15 protein-coding genes are annotated in these 18,010 nt (G+C 51.0%); 6 read left to right on the top strand and 9 right to left on the bottom strand.

The genetic code is table 11. The annotated features are described in order from the left end of the window. Positions 1-182, top strand: a 182-nt coding sequence (locus LX59_RS15750) for a hypothetical protein (protein ID WP_211354858.1), incomplete at its 5' end; no start/stop codon positions are given. 164 nt (positions 183-346) lie between these two features. Here the strand turns inward: LX59_RS15750 and tyrS are convergent. The 8 genes from tyrS to LX59_RS12950 all read right to left on the bottom strand — a co-directional run bounded on the left by tyrS (position 347) and on the right by LX59_RS12950 (position 10,296). Further along, the gene (gene tyrS / locus LX59_RS12915) at positions 347-1,546 is read right to left on the bottom strand and encodes a tyrosine--tRNA ligase (RefSeq protein ID WP_144572454.1); all 1,200 of its coding nucleotides are present in this window, start codon (positions 1,544-1,546) and stop codon (positions 347-349) included. A 66-nt stretch (positions 1,547-1,612) separates the two neighbouring features. Further along, positions 1,613-2,509, bottom strand: coding sequence for a peptidoglycan DD-metalloendopeptidase family protein (locus tag LX59_RS12920; RefSeq protein WP_144572456.1), 897 nt, complete (start codon positions 2,507-2,509; stop codon positions 1,613-1,615). Between the two features lie 12 nt (positions 2,510-2,521). Further along, the gene (locus LX59_RS12925) at positions 2,522-3,322 is read right to left on the bottom strand and encodes a response regulator (protein ID WP_144572458.1); all 801 of its coding nucleotides are present in this window, start codon (positions 3,320-3,322) and stop codon (positions 2,522-2,524) included. Positions 3,323-3,423: 101 nt separating this feature from the next. Next, a complete protein-coding gene (phoU, locus tag LX59_RS12930; protein WP_144572460.1) occupies positions 3,424-4,179 on the bottom strand; it encodes a phosphate signaling complex protein PhoU in 756 nt (251 codons plus the stop codon). Between the two features lie 52 nt (positions 4,180-4,231). Further along, positions 4,232-5,071, bottom strand: coding sequence for a phosphate ABC transporter ATP-binding protein PstB (gene pstB / locus LX59_RS12935; protein ID WP_144572462.1), 840 nt, complete (start codon positions 5,069-5,071; stop codon positions 4,232-4,234). A gap of 92 nt (positions 5,072-5,163) precedes the next feature. After that, a complete protein-coding gene (gene pstA, locus LX59_RS12940) occupies positions 5,164-6,840 on the bottom strand; it encodes a phosphate ABC transporter permease PstA (protein WP_144572464.1) in 1,677 nt (558 codons plus the stop codon). A gap of 10 nt (positions 6,841-6,850) precedes the next feature. Next, complete coding sequence (locus LX59_RS12945) at positions 6,851-9,139, bottom strand: ABC transporter permease subunit (RefSeq protein WP_144572466.1); 2,289 nt, start codon at positions 9,137-9,139, stop codon at positions 6,851-6,853. Positions 9,140-9,333: 194 nt separating this feature from the next. After that, a complete protein-coding gene (locus LX59_RS12950; RefSeq protein WP_144572467.1) occupies positions 9,334-10,296 on the bottom strand; it encodes a PstS family phosphate ABC transporter substrate-binding protein in 963 nt (320 codons plus the stop codon). A gap of 176 nt (positions 10,297-10,472) precedes the next feature. Between LX59_RS12950 and glyQ the strand changes: the two genes are divergently transcribed. Genes glyQ through LX59_RS12975 form a run of 5 tightly spaced genes read left to right on the top strand, consistent with a single transcriptional unit; the run spans position 10,473 to position 16,208 of the window. Next, positions 10,473-11,420, top strand: coding sequence for a glycine--tRNA ligase subunit alpha (glyQ, locus tag LX59_RS12955; protein WP_144572469.1), 948 nt, complete (start codon positions 10,473-10,475; stop codon positions 11,418-11,420). Beyond that, on the top strand, positions 11,417-13,474 hold the full coding sequence (gene glyS, locus LX59_RS12960) for a glycine--tRNA ligase subunit beta (protein WP_144572471.1): 2,058 nt from the start codon (positions 11,417-11,419) through the stop codon (positions 13,472-13,474). The genes glyQ and glyS overlap by 4 nt, the downstream gene beginning before the upstream one ends. Positions 13,475-13,481: 7 nt before the next feature. After that, positions 13,482-14,027, top strand: coding sequence for a D-glycero-beta-D-manno-heptose 1,7-bisphosphate 7-phosphatase (gene gmhB / locus LX59_RS12965; RefSeq protein WP_144572473.1), 546 nt, complete (start codon positions 13,482-13,484; stop codon positions 14,025-14,027). Continuing rightward, positions 14,024-14,782 (top strand): lysophospholipid acyltransferase family protein, encoded by a 759-nt coding sequence (locus tag LX59_RS12970; protein ID WP_144572475.1) that lies wholly within the window; start codon positions 14,024-14,026, stop codon positions 14,780-14,782. Before gmhB ends, LX59_RS12970 begins: the two co-directional genes overlap by 4 nt. Positions 14,783-14,840: 58 nt before the next feature. Beyond that, positions 14,841-16,208, top strand: a complete 1,368-nt coding sequence (locus LX59_RS12975; RefSeq protein WP_144572477.1) for a diguanylate cyclase — start codon at positions 14,841-14,843, stop codon at positions 16,206-16,208. 7 nt (positions 16,209-16,215) lie between these two features. On the opposite strand, the gene tfpB is transcribed toward LX59_RS12975, so the two are convergent. After that, positions 16,216-18,000: a type IV pilus assembly ATPase TfpB gene (gene tfpB, locus LX59_RS12980; RefSeq protein ID WP_144572479.1), complete on the bottom strand. Its 1,785-nt coding sequence runs from the start codon at positions 17,998-18,000 to the stop codon at positions 16,216-16,218. Positions 18,001-18,010: the final 10 nt, after the last annotated feature.

Raw genomic sequence — 18,010 nt, forward strand, 5'->3', positions numbered from 1 at the left:
GTTTGGCTGAGCCTTTCGTCTCAACCGAGGCCGCGCATTCTACAGCAGCCTCACATCCTGTCAAGCTTTTTTCGAATCTTTTTTCTTCGATTCAAACCGCGCTTGGGGCGGGTACCACAACAGCGTTAAGTTCAGGTTACGCTAAACTGACTGAAATGACCAGAGTAGCAACTACAATCTAAACTTAAGCAGTTCTACGACTTAGCAGGATCGGACTTAAAAACCAGCTACCGAAACAGCTTAACCGGTAACTCTTTGATTTACTTCGTCTTTTCGCTGCGTTCTGCAGTAGAAGTGGGGCGCATTATAGAGACTTTGAAACAGCCGTCAATACCTTTTTTAAAAATTATTCAGATTTTAGTTTGATACGGGCAAAACTCTTTTTACCAGCCTGGCAAACGTGTTCTGCATTGAGGGCAAACAGGAAGTTGCGATCCACAACCGCACCATCAATACGTACACTGCCTGCGGCTAATAGATCACGAGCTCCTGCCGCATTTTTAACCAAACCTGCTTTATTCAATACCGCAGCAATCGGCATGGCTTCGCTGGCACTGAGTTCTATTTCTTGCAGATCATCGGGTAGCTCACCTTCTTTGAGACGATTACCACTGGAGCGATGGGCATTACGGGCGGCTTCTTCGCCATGGAAGCGCTCCACGATTTCTTCAGCCAGCTTGATTTTAATGTCACGCGGGTTGGCTCCAGTCTCTACGTCTTTCTTAAACTGGTTGATCTCGTCCATGGAGCGGAAGCTTAAAAGCTCGAAGTAACGCCAGATCAGTGTATCGGGCATGGAGACTAGTTTGTTGTACATGGTGCCCGGTGCTTCTTGGATACCGACATAGTTACCCAAAGATTTGGACATCTTCTTAACGCCATCTAAGCCCTCAAGCAGTGGCATGGTCACAATGCACTGAGACTCTTGACCGTAAGCCCGTTGCAACTCGCGGCCCATCAGTAAGTTAAATTTCTGATCCGTTCCCCCCAGCTCGACATCGGCTTTTAGGGCAACGGAGTCGTATCCTTGAACCAAGGGATAGAGAAACTCATGAATGGCGATGGGCTGATTCCCGGTATAGCGCTTGCTAAAGTCATCACGCTCTAACATGCGCGCCACCGTAGCCTGAGAAGCCAGACGGATAAACTCCACCGGGCTTAGGGCATTCATCCACGTCGAGTTGAATACCACCTCAGTCTTTTCAGGATCTAGGATTTTGAATACTTGCGTTTTATAGGTTTCAGCGTTGGCCAACACTTGATCACGGGTCAAGGGCGGACGAGTACTGCTTTTACCCGTGGGATCGCCAATCATGCCGGTGAAATCACCAATCAAGAATAGGATGTGATGGCCTAAGTCCTGAAACTGGCGCAGCTTATTAATGAGTACGGTGTGCCCTAGATGCAGGTCGGGAGCAGTGGGGTCAAAGCCTGCCTTAATCCGCAAAGGCCGCCCCTGTTTAAGCTTGGTGATCAGCTCTGACTCAACCAATACTTCTTCAGCACCTCGCTTGATGAGTGCTAACTGCTCTTCTACCGACTTCATAACATTTAATCCACGCAAACAAGGCGTATCACCTTACAAGATCGCCTGTCTAAAACACAATCTGAGCTAATTACCCTGAGCGAAATTAGGTAACTGACCTACAGGCTGGGAAAACTCAAAGGGAATAGATTCAATCTCCAGACCTACGTTGCGCTGTACCACAAAATGCAGATGAGGGCCTGAGCTTCTGCCTGTGTTTCCTGAGCGCGCCAGAGCTTGCCCAAGCCGTACTCTTTGCCCTTCTTGAACCTGTATTGAGCCGCGCATCAGGTGTAAATACACGCTCATGGTGCCGTCATCATGCAATACACGCACAAAGTTCCCCGAAGGATGGGAGCCGCGTCCGGTTTGGCTATTTTCAACTTTAATCACCCGCCCTGCCCGAGCGGCCACGATGGGCGTACCCTCAGGCATAGCGATATCGACGGCATACCGTCCCTTAGGCGTGAAGTGGCTGTAGCGGCCATTAGCGCCCTGAGAAATCCGAAACGGGCCACCTTGCCAAGGAAGCGCATAACGATAACCCTCAGGTACAGCACCGGGATCACCCACACCATGCCGCCACTTAGGGGTGTATTGCATACGTTCGCTAGAATCTAAGGGACGCAGAGTCGCAAGAGTCAGGGTGGTGCGTGCAGGCACTACGCGACGAATCGTTTTAGCGGGGTGATTGGTTTGTACGTTTTTTGTGCGCTCAAACCACAACTCAACGTCTATGGGTGCATACAGATCATTACGAATTTGCAGCAGATGCTGACCTTTTTGTTTGAGGGTTTCTAGCTTAACCTGCTGCTCAAACCGCTCGACCATACCATCTTGAATGACGAACACTTTAGCCCCGGAAACCGCTTTATCTGTGTAGGTAACCACTCCATTAGCATCTACATATTTATAAACGGTTACGGCATGGCCAAGGGTCGTAACAGCAAACAGGCCCGTCAACACTAAGATGCGCCCCAGCATGGGAACTCCGTTTCAATGCGCCAGAGTATTTGCAGTAATGAGGCGAGAAAGGTAATCCATCTTTTGTGGATCTGCATCGACAAAATAGAAATTCAGTTGTAACCATTCTGTATCCGGTCTAGGTTCTAAGCCTGAAATAGCCTGTAGGTAGCCATTTAAGCGGGCGGTTTCTAAATGCTCGCCTTGCTCCAGATCCAACACCGCACTTTCCATAATCTGAGGTGGATATTCGGTGCGTTTGACGATTAATACCGCTTCTTTAAGGCTCAGTGACTTAATAATGCACGACAACTTACCGCTGGCTAAACGCAAATGGCCTTGGTTATTTAGGCTGGGTTTAGCCACTCCTGCACTTGCAAAACGCATTTTAGGTGCTGTAGGTGTTGACGGCTTATCCTTGTCTTTCATCAGCTTGGGGTCTTGAAGTTTCCCCGCACGCGCCAAGGCTTTGCGTACCTTATTAATCAATTGCTCGGCAGAAAAGGGTTTGCCGATGTAATCCGTCACACCGGCTTGTATCGCTTGTACCACGTGATCTTTATCACCACGGCTAGTTACCATGATAAAGGGGATCTGATCCAAGCCTGCGGTGACTCGACACCAACCAAGCAATTCCAACCCCGACATCTCAGGCATTTCCCAGTCGCACAACACCAGATCAAACGCCATATTTTGCATAAGGTGCTGGGCTTTACGACCATCCGCAGCCTCTTCAAGCTGTATATCGGGGAAGTAAGTGCGTAATCCTTTTTTAACCAGATCACGGATGAAGGCGGCATCATCCACAACCAATATTTTCAGCGCTACAGACATCAAAGATCCCTTCTGGATTTTTCTAAATCATATCCGCAAAGGATCAGCGGCGACAAAGAGGCAAAGATTTACACCTCTTGTCTCAAGACTATATTGAAGGCTTAGGGCGCTGGTGGTGGATCTTCTGGCATGGGCTGCTCTGCGGCTTTGGCTTCTTCTTGCAACTGATACAAACCCATGTGCCGAACATCCTGACCACGCACCAAATAAACTACTAGATGCGCAATATTGCGGGCATGATCGCCAATACGCTCCAAGGAGCGCAGCACCCAAATAATGTTCAACACCCGTGAAATAGCGCGCGGGTCTTCCATCATGTAGGTTACTAACTCACGCAAAGCGGTTTTGTATTCCCGATCCACTGTTTTATCATATTGCGCCACCGACATGGCTAAGTCCGCATCAAAACGGGCAAAAGCATCTAAAGCCTCCTGCACCATTTTGCGTACTTGCTCACCAATATGGCGAATTTCCACATAGCCGCGTGGAGCTTCGCCTTCTTCGGTCAGCAGAATGGCGCGCTTGGCGATTTTAGTTGCCTCATCGCCGATGCGCTCCAAGTCAATTACGGATTTGGAGATGCTGATGACCAAGCGTAAATCGGAAGCCGCCGGTTGCCGACGCGCCAAAATACGAATGCAGTCTTCGTCAATGTTGTGTTCCATCAGGTTGATTTGGTCATCCAGTTCGCGTACTTGCTGGGCTAACCCTGAATCGGCCTCCATCAAAGCTCTGATGGAGTCACTGACTTGTTTCTCAACCAGTCCTCCCATAGCCAACAAATGGCTACGCAGTTCTTCTAATTCGGTATTGAACTGCTGGGATATATGTTGCGTATGGCTGTCTTTATTCATCATAGATCCTCCGAACCTTATCGGGCATTTTTCCTTTTAGTTAGCTACATCACGACTAGCCGTAACGGCCGGTGATGTAGTCTTCCGTTTGCTTTTTAGCCGGATTGGTAAATAGGGTATCGGTATCTCCGTACTCGATCAGTTTGCCCATATACATAAAGGCGGTGTAGTCGCTGACCCGTGCCGCCTGCTGCATGTTGTGGGTTACGATCACAATGGTGTATTGAGATTTGAGTTCGTAGATCAGCTCCTCAACTTTCAGTGAGGAAATGGGGTCAAGCGCTGAGCTAGGCTCATCCAGCAGCAAGACTTCAGGCTGCACGGCGATGGTGCGTGCAATCACCAAACGCTGCTGTTGTCCACCGGATAACCCCAGAGCAGATTCGTGCAGACGATCTTTAACTTCGTCCCACAGAGCAGCTCCCTTAAGCGCCCACTCTACAGTTTCATCCAACACGCGCCGCTGGCTGATCCCTTGAATGCGTAAGCCGTAAATCACGTTCTCATAGATGCTTTTAGGGAAGGGGTTCGGCTTTTGAAACACCATACCCACCCGGCGACGCAACTCGGCCACATCTTCGCCTTTACGATAGATGTTACGGCCATCCAAATTAATAGCTCCTTCGATATGGCAGGAGTCCACTAAGTCGTTCATGCGGTTAAAGCAACGCAGTAAAGTGGATTTACCACAGCCAGAGGGGCCGATAAAAGCCGTCACACGCTGTTTAGGAATGGGCATGTTTACGCCAAACAATGCCTGTTTTTGACCATAAAACAAATTCAGATTGTCTACCTGTATGGCGACAGGCTCTTCACTTAAATTCAAGCTTCTACGGTCGCGCCCCAGAGCTGAGATATCAATACCGTGGGCCGCAGGCTGCGCTTTCGATTGCATTAGGGTGTCTCCGTCATATAAGGCCGAATCTGGGATATGCGAGCGGCTTACCCGTCTCCGGCCTTGGGCGTTAAGCGCTGTTCTTATCGAGGTTAGGAGTCAAGTGCCTTATATTTTTCCCGCAGATGGTTACGGATATAAACGGCTGAGAAGTTCAGCGACGCAATCACCATAACCAGCAGCAGCGCCGTGGCGTATACCAAAGGCCGTGCAGCCTCAACGTTAGGGCTTTGGAAACCCACATCGTAGATATGAAAGCCCAAGTGCATGATTTTTTGATCCAGATGCAGATAGGGGTAGTTGCCATCCAAGGGTAGCGCCGGGGCTAACTTCACCACCCCAACCAGCATCAAGGGAGCCACCTCACCGGCTGCCCGTGCTACGGCTAAAATCAGCCCGGTCATCATGGCGGGGCTGGCCATAGGGATCACAACCCGCCACAGGGTTTCCGATTTAGTCGCACCTAAAGCGAGGGAGCCTTCACGGATCATGCGTGGAATACGGGCTAAACCTTCTTCCGTGGCTACAATCACCACTGGCAGGGTAAGGATGGCCAAGGTGATAGAAGCCCACATCAAGCCCGGTGTACCAAAGGTGGGAGCGGGCAAAGCCTCTGGGAAAAACAGTTGGTCAATCGACCCGCCCAGCACATACACGAAAAAGCCCAGACCAAACACCCCGTACACAATGGCTGGAACACCCGCTAAGTTATTCACCGCCACGCGAATAATCTGAGTCAGCAAGCCTTGCTTGGCGTATTCACGCAGATACACAGCAGCGATGACACCAAAAGGTGTTACGATCACCGCCATAATCAGGGTCATGAGCACAGTGCCGAAAATGGCTGGGAATACACCGCCTTCGGTATTGGCTTCGCGGGGTTCATCGCTGACAAACTCCCAGAGTTTTTCAGCGTAGTGGGACAGCTTACCTGTCAGCGACAGAGCATTGGGTTGGAAAGCGCGCACGATTTTAGACAGATGAATGTCTTGCTCTCGCCCATCAGATGAGCGCATACGAACCGTATCGCGCTCTACTTCGTGGCGTAACTCCATCAACCGCGTCTCTAATACAGAGTATTCGGCATTCCACTGCTCACGCTCAGCAGCTAATTTGGCTTTGGCGGCATCATCCAGACGACCATCCAGCTCCAAAGAGCGGTTTTTTAAACGCAACTGCTCTAGGCCGTGGTTAATACGACCAATGTCCTTTTTTTCCAGAGCGGCAATCTCTTCAACCAACAGATTGGCTCGTTGCATACGGCTTAAAAACTCCGCCCACGCCTTATCTCCAGTGGCTACAACCTGCCCTTCCTCCTTAACAGCTAACAGATAGCCGTAAAAGTTACCCCACTCACGGCGCTCTAAAACCACCATGTTTTCTGGATGGTGAACATCTTTCATCCACTCAGAAACAACCCAAGTAAAATCAGAGCCAAACAGATCGCGATTACCCACCTTATACAACTGGCGGGTCATAAATTCCGCGCCTTCATTGGCTACAGGCAAGCCCGCTGAAGCCAAACGAGTACGCGGAATTTCCTCCGACTGTACTAACTCTCCCGCAATCAGACGGGGTTCTTGTCCGGGGACTTGGTAGCTGGCCTCAATAACGTCAGCAGGCCAAAAATGACCTAATCCTCGTACAGCAATAACCATCAGCAAGCCAAGGGTCATGATGACTGCGATAGAAACGGCTCCCGCATTCATCCATACCCAAGGGGCACCGCTTTTGAACCAAGTTTTAAAGCTTTGCGGTTTAACAGACATGACGCGAACCTCAGAGCGATGCGTACTTGCCGCGTAGGCGTTGGCGGATGACTTCAGCCAGTGTGTTCATCACAAAGGTGAAGGTCAGCAGTACCAAAGCCGCCAAGAATAGAATCCGATAATGGGTTCCCCCCACTTCCGACTCAGGCATTTCCACAGCCACGTTGGCCGCTAAGGTACGCAAGCCTTCAAAGATGTTGATGTCCATAATCGGGGTGTTACCGGTAGCCATCAGCACGATCATGGTTTCCCCGACCGCACGCCCCATTCCGATCATTAAGGCAGAGAAGATGCCGGGACTGGCGGTTAGGATCACCACGCGGGTTAGGGTCTGCCAAGGCGTAGCACCCAAGGCTAAAGAACCCAGCGTTAGGCTCTTAGGCACGCTGAAAATAGCATCCTCAGCGATGGAGTAGATGTTGGGAATGACCGCAAACCCCATGGCCAAACCGACCACCAAGGCATTGCGCTGGTCGAAAGCAATTCCCATATCGTTGGTTAACCACAGGCGCATATCACCGCCAAAGAACCAGTTCTCCATATGTCCGCTGAGGGATAAAGAAAAGGCTCCCACCAACAAAATTACTGGAATTAACAGCGCGCTTTCCCAGCCATCGGGAACCCGCAGGCGGATGGATTCGGGCATCCGGCTCCAAGCCCAAGCCGCCAACACAATACCAACGGGCATCAGCAGCAACAGACTGAAGATTCCGGGCAAATGGTTTTCCACATAGGGGGCTAAGAACAGACCGGCAAAGAAGCCCAAAATTACCGTGGGTAGTGCCTCCATCAATTCAATGATGGGCTTGACCTTACGGCGCATGGCCGGAGCCATAAAGTATGCGGTATAGATTGCAGCGCAAATGGCCAAGGGCGCAGCCAGTAACATGGCGTAAAACGCTGCTTTCAAGGTACCAAAGGCCAGTGGTGCCAAGCTGAGTTTAGGTTCAAAGTCACTGTTGGCTGAGGTGGATTGCCAAATGTAGTCTGGCTCATCGTAACTTTCGTACCAAACCTTACCCCACAACGCCGACCAAGAAACCTCGGGATGTGGGTTATCAATCTCTATGGACTGCCATTTAGCGCCTTGCTCCACCAATAACAGGTTGGCACGTGGAGATAGAGCCGCAAATACCGATCCTTCAGCAATGGGCTCAACCAAAAGAGTTCGATGGGCAGTACTGTGGAAAACCCCTACTTGACCAGTACTATCTAATGCTAAGAAGCCTTTACGGCGCTCCTCAGGCAAAATCTGCACGATAGGTTTGTTACCGAGCGAAAACTGACGAATCAAGCGCAACGTACTATTGCCCTGTTCATCACGCACCATAAACCACTGGCCAATCTGCCCCTTGCTATCACCCACCATCAAGGAGATGCCACCCAGCAAACTAGAGACGCTAGTAACCTCTGCACCCTCAGTGGTGAGGTTATAACGGCCATTTAGCTGTTGCTGGCGCAGGTCAAACACATCCGCATGATTTTTGGTGATGGCGTACAACCACAGATGACGCGGGTCGATGCGCAAAGCAGTCACCGGATCAGCCAGTTGTGGTAGCGCTAAGCGCTCTTCATCTAAACTGACTTCGCCTGTCAACAGGCTTTCTGTGCGGCTAAGGCGCAGTACATGCAGCTCTTTATCCGTCACACCCGTCAACAGCAGGTTGGAGCGAAACTGGCTTACTCCTACTTGGCTTAGAGCACGACCCTGCGGATCTAGGGTGATGGGCTCTTGCCCAAAGGGATAACTTAGCTGAGGAATAACGGTTTTTTCATTGTTGGGATACACCACTCGGTAGCTGTGTTTCACCACCAAAACCTGACCGTTATCCAGCCCCAATACCAACTGATAAGTACCCGGTGCATCCTCAGCAAAAGATACAATCCGCCGTCCTTCCGGTATGGGTAATTGCTCAGAGCTGATTAAACGACCGGAATGCACATCAGCAAACTGCACACGCCCCGTCACATCAAGGCGCATAGCTAACTGGTTTTGCTCTTCAATCGTCAGCAACAGGGGTTTTGCAGACTGCTCAGGCAACCAAGTAGAGGGAATTGAATGCTTCCCTTCTAAACTCGCTCCCTGAAACATGGGAGCGACTACTTGCCCTAAGTAAAAGAAGATCAAAGTAATGGCTGCCAATACCGACAGGCCGCCAATAGTGAAGTACCAACGCGCCACACGATCTTTTAGAGCACGCATGTGCCGCTTGCGCTGTAAAACCGGTGTGTCGAAGTCTATTTGTTGCCGCTTTGAAGCTGCTTGAGTGCTCATAGAGTCATGGGCCAGGTTGTTCATGCCAGCAATCCTGGGCAGGGATACAGAACCTGCCAATTTATAACGAACACATGACAGAAAGATGACAGAAATATATCTACAGAGGCGAGTCAGCACATGCGAGAAAGGCCAAAGCATCCCTGCCTAGCCTTTCTACATACTTTCTTTATACCGAGGTGGTTCAAAAACCATCAGGGATTTTAAGAACAACTCACTTACAGGCCTAAATCCTTCAGAGCCTTATCTACTACTTTCTTAGGCAGAGGAATGTAACCGTCTTTCACTACAACGGTTTGTCCTTGTTTCGACAGCACCAGCTTGACGAACTGAGCCTCCAGAGGATTCAGAGGCTTATTTGGAGCTTTGTTGATGTAGACATAGAAGAAACGAGCCAGCGGGAATTTACCGGCCAAGGCGTTTTCTTCACTGGCCTCAAAAGCCTGACCACCTTTAGACAGGGGAACAGCGCGGACACTGGCGGTTTTATAACCGATACCTGAGTAACCGATAGCATTCACTGTGCTGGAAACCGACTGCACCACGGAAGCCGAACCGGGTTGTTCGTTCACATTGGCTTTAAAGTCACCCTTACACAGAGCTTCTTCTTTAAAGTAACCGTAGGTGCCTGATACTGAGTTACGGCCAAACAATTGGATCGGCTTATTCGCCCACTCGCCGGTCAGACCCAAATCGCCCCAAGTTTTAATGTCCTTGGCTCCACCGCACAGACGGGTGTTGGAGAAAATGGCATCTACTTGGCTGATGTCGAGGCTTTTAATCGGGTTATCTTTGTGGACAAACACTGCCAAGGCATCAATAGCCACAGGAACAGCCGTTGGCTTATAGCCATGTTTGTGTTCAAAGGCTTGCAGCTCGCTGTCTTTCATGGCACGGCTCATAGGGCCGAGGTTAGCAGTGCCCTCGGTCAGAGCAGGCGGAGCGGTAGAAGAACCAGCCGCTTGAATTTGAATATTGACGTTCGGATAGGCGCGCTTGAACTCTTCTGCCCATAAGGTCATCAAGTTAGCCAATGAGTCAGAGCCTACGCTAGACAGGTTGCCAGAGACACCCGATACTTTCTCGTAGTTTGGCAGAGCAGGATCGACAGCAGCGACCGCACTTCCTATACCTGTAGCGGCGACCAAGGTCAGCGCTGCCATCAAAGGATTCAGTTTCATTACCTTGCTCCTGGGCAGGTCGTCATTAAGTTTTTGCGCAGCCAGTATCAAATGGCCCTATGAACACTCTATAAACGAAATATGACGATTAGATGACAAGTATTTCCCCCTGCTGCTCTAGGGGGAATGCCTATATACTCCTTTCTTTTCTGTAAATGCCCTGCACAGGTGAACTCTTGAGCCAGACAACGCCCGCCGTGCGCACTTTTCAAGACTTGATTCTTGCCCTGCAACACTATTGGGCTGAACAAGGCTGTGTGGTGCTTCAGCCCTACGACATGGAAATGGGTGCAGGCACCTTCCACACCGCAACCTTTCTACGCGCCATTGGCCCAGAAATTTGGAATGCTGCCTACGTGCAACCCTCGCGCCGCCCTGCCGATGGCCGCTACGGGGAAAACCCCAACCGCCTACAGCACTACTACCAATTTCAGGTAGTGCTCAAACCCAACCCAGATAATATTCAAGCTCTCTATTTAGGCTCCTTGAAAGCCATTGGGATTGATCCTCTGGTTCACGACATTCGTTTTGTCGAAGACAACTGGGAATCCCCCACCCTCGGCGCTTGGGGATTGGGTTGGGAAATCTGGCTAAATGGCATGGAAGTCACCCAATTCACCTACTTCCAGCAAGTAGGGGGCATTGAGTGCTACCCTGTTACCGGAGAAATCACCTACGGTTTAGAGCGGCTGGCCATGTATCTGCAAGGCGTGGACTCAGTGTACGACTTGGTTTACTCCGATGGCCCCTTCGGTAAAGTGACCTACGGTGATGTATTCCATCAAAACGAAGTCGAGCAATCCGCTTATAACTTTGAACACGCGAATGTAGAAAAACTGTTTGGCCTGTTCGACTTCTACGAAAGCGAAGCCAACCGCTTACTGGCTTTGGACTTGCCCTTGCCTACCTATGAAATGGTGGTTAAGGCTTCCCATACCTTTAACCTATTGGATGCGCGGCGAGCCATTTCCGTTACCGAGCGTCAACGCTACATCCTACGGGTGCGTACCCTAGCCAGATCCGTAGCCCAGAGTTACCTCTATGCCCGCGCCCGCCTCGGCTTCCCCATGGCTACCCCTGAACTGCGTGATGAAGTCCTAGCCAAGCTGGAGACCGCCGAATGAGTGTTCAAGATTTTCTGGTTGAATTAGGTACCGAAGAGCTGCCACCCAAAGCCCTTAAAAGCCTGAGCGAAGCCTTTTTAGCCGGTGTAGAAAAAGGCTTAAAGGAAGCAGGGCTGGCCTACCGTAAGGCTGTGCCTTACGCGGCTCCGCGCCGACTGGCTATCGTAGTTACCGCACTAGCTACCCAACAGCCTGATCGGGTGCAAACCCTGGATGGCCCGCCCATACAGGCAGCTTTTGACGAGGTTGGCAATCCAACCCCGGCGGCTCTAGGTTTTGCCCGCAAATGCGGCGTAGAACTAGCAGCCATTGATCGCTCTGGCCCTAAACTGCGCTATTCACGTACTACGGCAGGTCAAGCAGCCGCCCAACTGTTGCCCGACATCGTCAACAACGCCCTAGCCGAGTTACCCATCCCACGCCGGATGCGTTGGGGCGCACGCAAAGAGGAATTTGTACGCCCAGCACAATGGCTGGTCATGCTACTCGGTGATGAAGTCGTAGACTGCGAAATTCTGGCCCAAAAAGCTGGACGCACCTCACGCGGCCATCGCTTCCACCATCCCGACGAAGTGCGTATCAGTGCCCCCAGCACCTATGCCGAAGACCTGCGTAGTGCCTACGTAGTAGCTGATTTTAGCGAGCGACGTGCCCAAATCGTAAAACGAGTTGAGCAATTGGCCAGTGCCCAAAAGGGCAAGGCCATTATGCCCGCCGCGTTGCTGGATGAAGTAACTGCCCTGGTTGAGTGGCCTGTTCCGCTGGTGTGTTCTTTTGAGGAACGTTTCCTTAGCGTTCCCCAAGAGGCCCTAATCTCCACCATGCAGGACAACCAAAAGTACTTCTGCTTGTTAGACGAAAAAGGCCGCTTACTGCCTCGCTTCATTACTGTAGCTAACTTGGAGAGCCGCGATCCGGCTCAGATCGTGGCCGGTAATGAAAAAGTCGTGCGCCCACGCCTGACCGATGCGGAGTTCTTCTTTAAGCAAGACCAAAAGCAGCCCTTAGAGTCCTTCAATAAGCGCCTTTCCTCAGTCATCTTCCAAGCCCAGTTAGGGACTTTGTATGAGAAGGCCGAGCGCGTTTCCAAACTAGCTGCCTACATAGCCCGACAAATTGGCAGCCAACCCGAATATGCGACGCGCGCCGGTATCTTATCTAAGTGCGACCTAGCAACCGAGATGGTAGGCGAATTCCCAGAAATGCAGGGCGTTGCCGGTTATTACTACGCACTGCATGAGGGCGAGCCCGAAGAAGTGGCCAAAGCCATCAACGAGCAATACATGCCGCGTGGGGCGGGAGCTGAGCTTCCGTCAACCCTTACTGGCTGTGCGCTAGCCATTGCCGACAAACTGGATACCCTAGTCGGGATTTTTGGCATTGGTATGTTGCCCACAGGTAGCAAAGATCCCTATGCCTTACGCCGTGCCGCCTTGGGCGTTTTGCGTATTCTGATCGAAAAACAACTGGATCTGGATCTAGGCCAAGCTGTTAACCAAACGGTTACCCAGTACGGTGCAAAGGTCAAAGGCGGCATGGCCTTAACCACCCAAGTGCTGGAATTCATTTTGGATCGCCTGCGGGCTCGTTACGAGGACGAAGGGGTCGAAGTGGCTTCTTACCTCGCAGTGCGCGCGGTACAACCGGTATCTGTGCTTGACCTCGATCAGCGGATACAGGCCGTACAGGTATTCCGCCGCCTCCCTGAAGCCACTGCATTGGCCGCTGCGAACAAGCGCGTCTCCAATTTGTTGGATACCTATCAGGGTACCCTTCCCACTACTATTGAGCCGCGCTACTTTGATAATGCTACGGAGTTCTCCTTGTTCTCCGCCATTCAACAGGCAGATCAAGCCGTAGCTCCCTTGGCGCGTGAGCGGCGTTACCGTGAAGCGCTGGCTCGATTGGCTCATTTGCGTGACCCTGTGGATGCCTTCTTCGACGCGGTACTGATTAATGCCGAAGATCCTGCCGTGCGAGCCAATCGCTACGCACTCTTGGCTCGGTTGCGTGGTTTATTCCTCGGCGTTGCGGACATTTCACTACTGGGCTAATTACATCTTGAAATTGATCGTGCTAGATCGCGACGGAGTCATCAATCAAGACTCCGACGCTTATGTAAAATCGCTGGCAGAATGGCAACCTATTCCGGGAGCACTGGAGGCTATTGCTCGCCTATACCATGCAGGCTGGACAGTAACTGTAGCCACCAATCAATCCGGTTTAGCCCGTGGCCTATTCAGCTCAGCGACTTTGGAAGCCATGCACGATCAATTACAAACACTGCTCCAACAACAGGGCGCTCACATTGAGCTGATCTGCTACTGCCCACATGGGCCTGAGGATCAATGCGACTGCCGTAAACCCAAACCCGGATTATTCCAACAGATTGCGACCTATTTTGATGTACCCAATCTGCGGGATGTCCCTGTGGTTGGTGACAGTGTGCGTGATTTACAAGCAGGTATAGCCTTAGGAGCTACGCCTTATTTGGTGAAAACCGGCAAAGGCGAACAGACCCTGCATCAAGGTGGGCTTCCTGAGGGAACCTTAGTGTTTGATGACCTATCAGCCGTCGCTGATTATTTGCTCAGAGTTTCTCCATGACTGTGCTCTATCGTCTGCGTATTGCGTTGCTGTACCTGATGCTGGGATTAACCGCTGCGGTGTGGTGTATTACAGGCGTTGTGGTTACGCCGTTCATGTCGTTTCGTAACCGCTACCTCTATATCGCCTACAGTTGGTGCCGTTGTGCGGTTTGGATGACCCGTTGGTTAGTCAATATCCAGTATCAAGTAACCGGCTGGGAGCATGTTCCCAAACAACCTTGCGTCATACTGTCAAACCATCAGAGTACTTGGGAAACCTTCTTCCTCACGGGTAGCTTTGAACCCCTGACCCAAGTATTAAAACGCGAAATTTTAGCCATTCCTTTTTTTGGTTGGGCCATCTGGCTCCTCAAACCCATTGCGATTAACCGATCCAATCCTAAAGAAGCACTCAAACAAGTGGCTGAACAGGGGCCTGAGCGTTTGAAAAAAGGCATTTGGATTTTAATTTTCCCCGAGGGTACTCGCACCCCCGTAGGACAACCGGGCAAATTCACTCGCAGTGGGGCTTCGATTGCCGCTGCAACCGGACTGCCGGTCTTGCCTATTGCCCACAATGCAGGCATGTTCTGGCCTAAAGAGGGCTGGAGCAAACGCCCCGGCACTATTCAAGTGATTATCGGCCCACCGATGTATGCTGAGGGGCAAGAGCCACGCGCCGTTGCTGAACTAAACCAACGTGCCGAACGCTGGATACGGGAACACACAAGCCAACTGGAACGGCAAGAATCAGAACGTCGTCTGTCTCTCTAAAAACTGTAGCTTTTGATAATACACTTCCTCTTATTAGGTTCTTGAGGGCCGTTCGCTCATGCACCAAATTCCCATCAAACAGCTGATGAGCGAATGGCAAACCTTGACCCAACGCTTCCCTATTGAAACGGCTAGCGCATTACAAAACCTAGCCGTTCAGCATGCACCTGAACTGGCGGATCTTTTTTATCGAGAAATGCTGGCTGACCCTATATCGGCCAGCTTTTTAACCCACGATCAAGTTAAAAACCATCTGCATACATCCATGCAGCACTGGATCACCACAGTACTCTCCACGGCCGCATTGGGCGATATTCAGACGATTACCGAACAACAAAAGCGCATTGGCCGAGTACATGCACGGATCGAAATTCCGGTCAGTTTGGTGATGCGCGGAGCACGCTTACTCAAAGGGCGACTGATTGAACTGATTGAGCAGGACGCTCAACTTAGCCTACCCACGCGAAATAACTGTATTCGCCTCAGCTCCGAGTTGATTGACTTAGCGCTGGAAGTCATGTGCTTTGCCTTTTCCCAATCCCATGACCGTAACTCAAGGGCCGAAGAGGCTTATCGACTGTTTTCAGTGTCCCAAAACCTAAGTGATGAAAAAGAACGCCAGAGAGCAGCTTTGTTGGATTGGGAAAACCACCTGATGTTTGAGCTCGCTTTGGGTAGCGATCCTAAAAACCTACCACCTTTAGCGACCTCGGAATTCGGTCTATGGTTCCGCCACAAAGCCTCACATGCGTTTCAAGGTGCGCCGGAAAATCAGACCATCCTTGATTACATTGCGCACATTGACCAAAATTTGGCGCAATTAACCCAAGATCAGCCGGATAAAACCCGGGATCTATTACGGCAACTGCGGGAACAGGCTCGTTCGATTAAATATTTGCTGGATAGCTTATTGGATCAAGCTCGCGAGTTAGAAGCCGGTCGTGATGTGCTAACACGCCTGCTTAATCGCAAATTTTTGCCCGTGGTTTTGGGTAAAGAGGTGCTGTATAGCCGCCAATCTGGAAACTCCTTTGGCCTATTGATGATTGACGTAGACCACTTTAAATCCATCAATGACACTTATGGCCACGATGCTGGCGATCTAGTGTTGCAGCATATCGCCGGTATTCTCTCCAGTAATATCCGAGGCGGTGACTATACCTTCCGCCTTGGGGGCGAGGAGTTTTTGGTCATTTTGGTGGACATTACCCCAGAAAAGGCCATGCAGGTTGCGGAAAAGCTCCGCAACATCATCGCTAATGAGGCATTTCACCTTCCTCCAGATAAGGAAATAGCGCTCACCGTTAGCCTTGGCGTGGCTGTTTACAACGGACATCCGGACTACCAGACCCTACTCCAGCGAGCAGATAAAGCACTGTATCAGGCGAAAAACTCGGGGCGAAATTGCTGCATTTTAAGCCCATAACCGGCCATTAATGCTCAGTTTGCGGCGTAACACGCAGCACTTCTTCAATGCTGGTATCCCCTAAGGCAACCTTTAAAGCCCCCGATAACCTCAGGCTGTGCATACCCTCTTTAACAGCCTGTTGGCGCAGTTGGGTTAAGTCGGTTTCGGCCTGAATACAGGGTTTAACAGAATCGTTCAGCAGCATGATTTCATACACGCCTGCCCGACCGCGATACCCAGTTTCCCGGCACTCTAAACAGCCCACAGGCTGGTAGACTTGCTCTGGAGGGGCTAAATTCCAAGGTTGAGTTAACAACCTCCAAGCATCGGCATCTACCACAATCGGCGTTTTGCAATGGGGACAGAGGGTACGCACCAAACGCTGAGCCATAACACCCAGCAAAGTAGCCCGCAGCAGATAATAGGGAACGCCCAGCTCCAGCAAACGGGTAATCGCACTGGGAGCATCATTGGTATGCAAGGTGGATAACACCAAATGCCCTGTCAGTGCCGCTTGAATGGCCATTTCTGCCGTTTCTAAATCGCGAATCTCACCGATCATGATGATATCGGGATCTTGACGCATCAAAGCCCGTACACCACTGGCAAAGGTAAGATCAATCTGGGGCTGTACCTGCATTTGGTTAAAAGAAGACTCCACCATTTCAATGGGATCTTCAATGGTGCAGACATTAACCTCCGAGGTGGCTAACTGCTTTAGGGTGGTATACAGCGTAGTGGTTTTACCCGATCCGGTTGGGCCAGTAACTAAAATAATGCCGTGGGCTTGGCCTGTCATACTGCGCCAGCGCTGCAAATCTGCTTCAGAAAAGCCTAGTTGCTCAAAGCCTTTCAGTAAAACTTCTGGGTCGAAGATGCGCAACACCATCTTTTCACCAAAGGCCGTAGGTAAGGTAGACAAACGCAATTCCACCTCACCGCCTTCAGGAGTCGCGGTTTTTATGCGGCCATCTTGGGGTTTGCGCTTTTCGGCGACGTTCATGCGCCCTAAGATTTTTAGGCGGCTGACTACAGCCACACTGACCTGCACCGGAAGCTGATAAACATCGTGCAATACGCCGTCAATACGAAAACGAATCCGCCCCTGTTCACGACGGGGCTCAATGTGAATATCGCTGGCGCGTTGCTGATAGGCGTACTGAAACAACCAATCCACAATGTTTACGATGTGGGCATCGTTGGCATCAGGCTCTTGATCTTGCGCTCCGAGCTTGAGCAGTTGCTCAAAATTATTCAGCGATCCTTGTTTTTGCTCCGATTGAGTAGCCCCCGTGACGGAGCGGGCAATGCGATAAAACTCGGTGGTTAATCGCTGAATTTCCGTAGGGTTAGCAATCACCCGATGGATTTGGCGTTTAAGTACGTGCTCTAAGTTAGTTTCCCAACTACGAATAAAAGGCTGGGCAGTTGCTATGGTGACTATATCCGCCGTCACCGCAACCGCCAAAATCTGGTGGCGCTGGGCAAAGGCGTAAGACATCAGTGGAGTCACGGCCGCTACGTCAACCCGCAAAGGATCAATACGCCAATAAGGCAAACCCACCCACGAGGCGAACCAATGGGTTAGGCTTTCTAAATCCAAAAACTTACCGGGACGTGAAGGGTCAGCGCACTGCTGCTGAGCAATAAGTGCTAAAGGATGTACTGAATCCGGCCCGGTAGAATGCCGTGCCGCCACCCAACACCGCTGAACATCATCGGAACTGATGCGGCGCTGGGAACCTAACTCGTGCAGAATATCGCCCAACTCCAGCAAGCGATCGGGCCTGAGTGTCTGAAAATCCGACATAGTGAGTAAC

Source organism: Azomonas agilis (genome assembly GCF_007830255.1).
GTDB classification, from domain to species: domain Bacteria; phylum Pseudomonadota; class Gammaproteobacteria; order Pseudomonadales; family Pseudomonadaceae; genus Azomonas; species Azomonas agilis.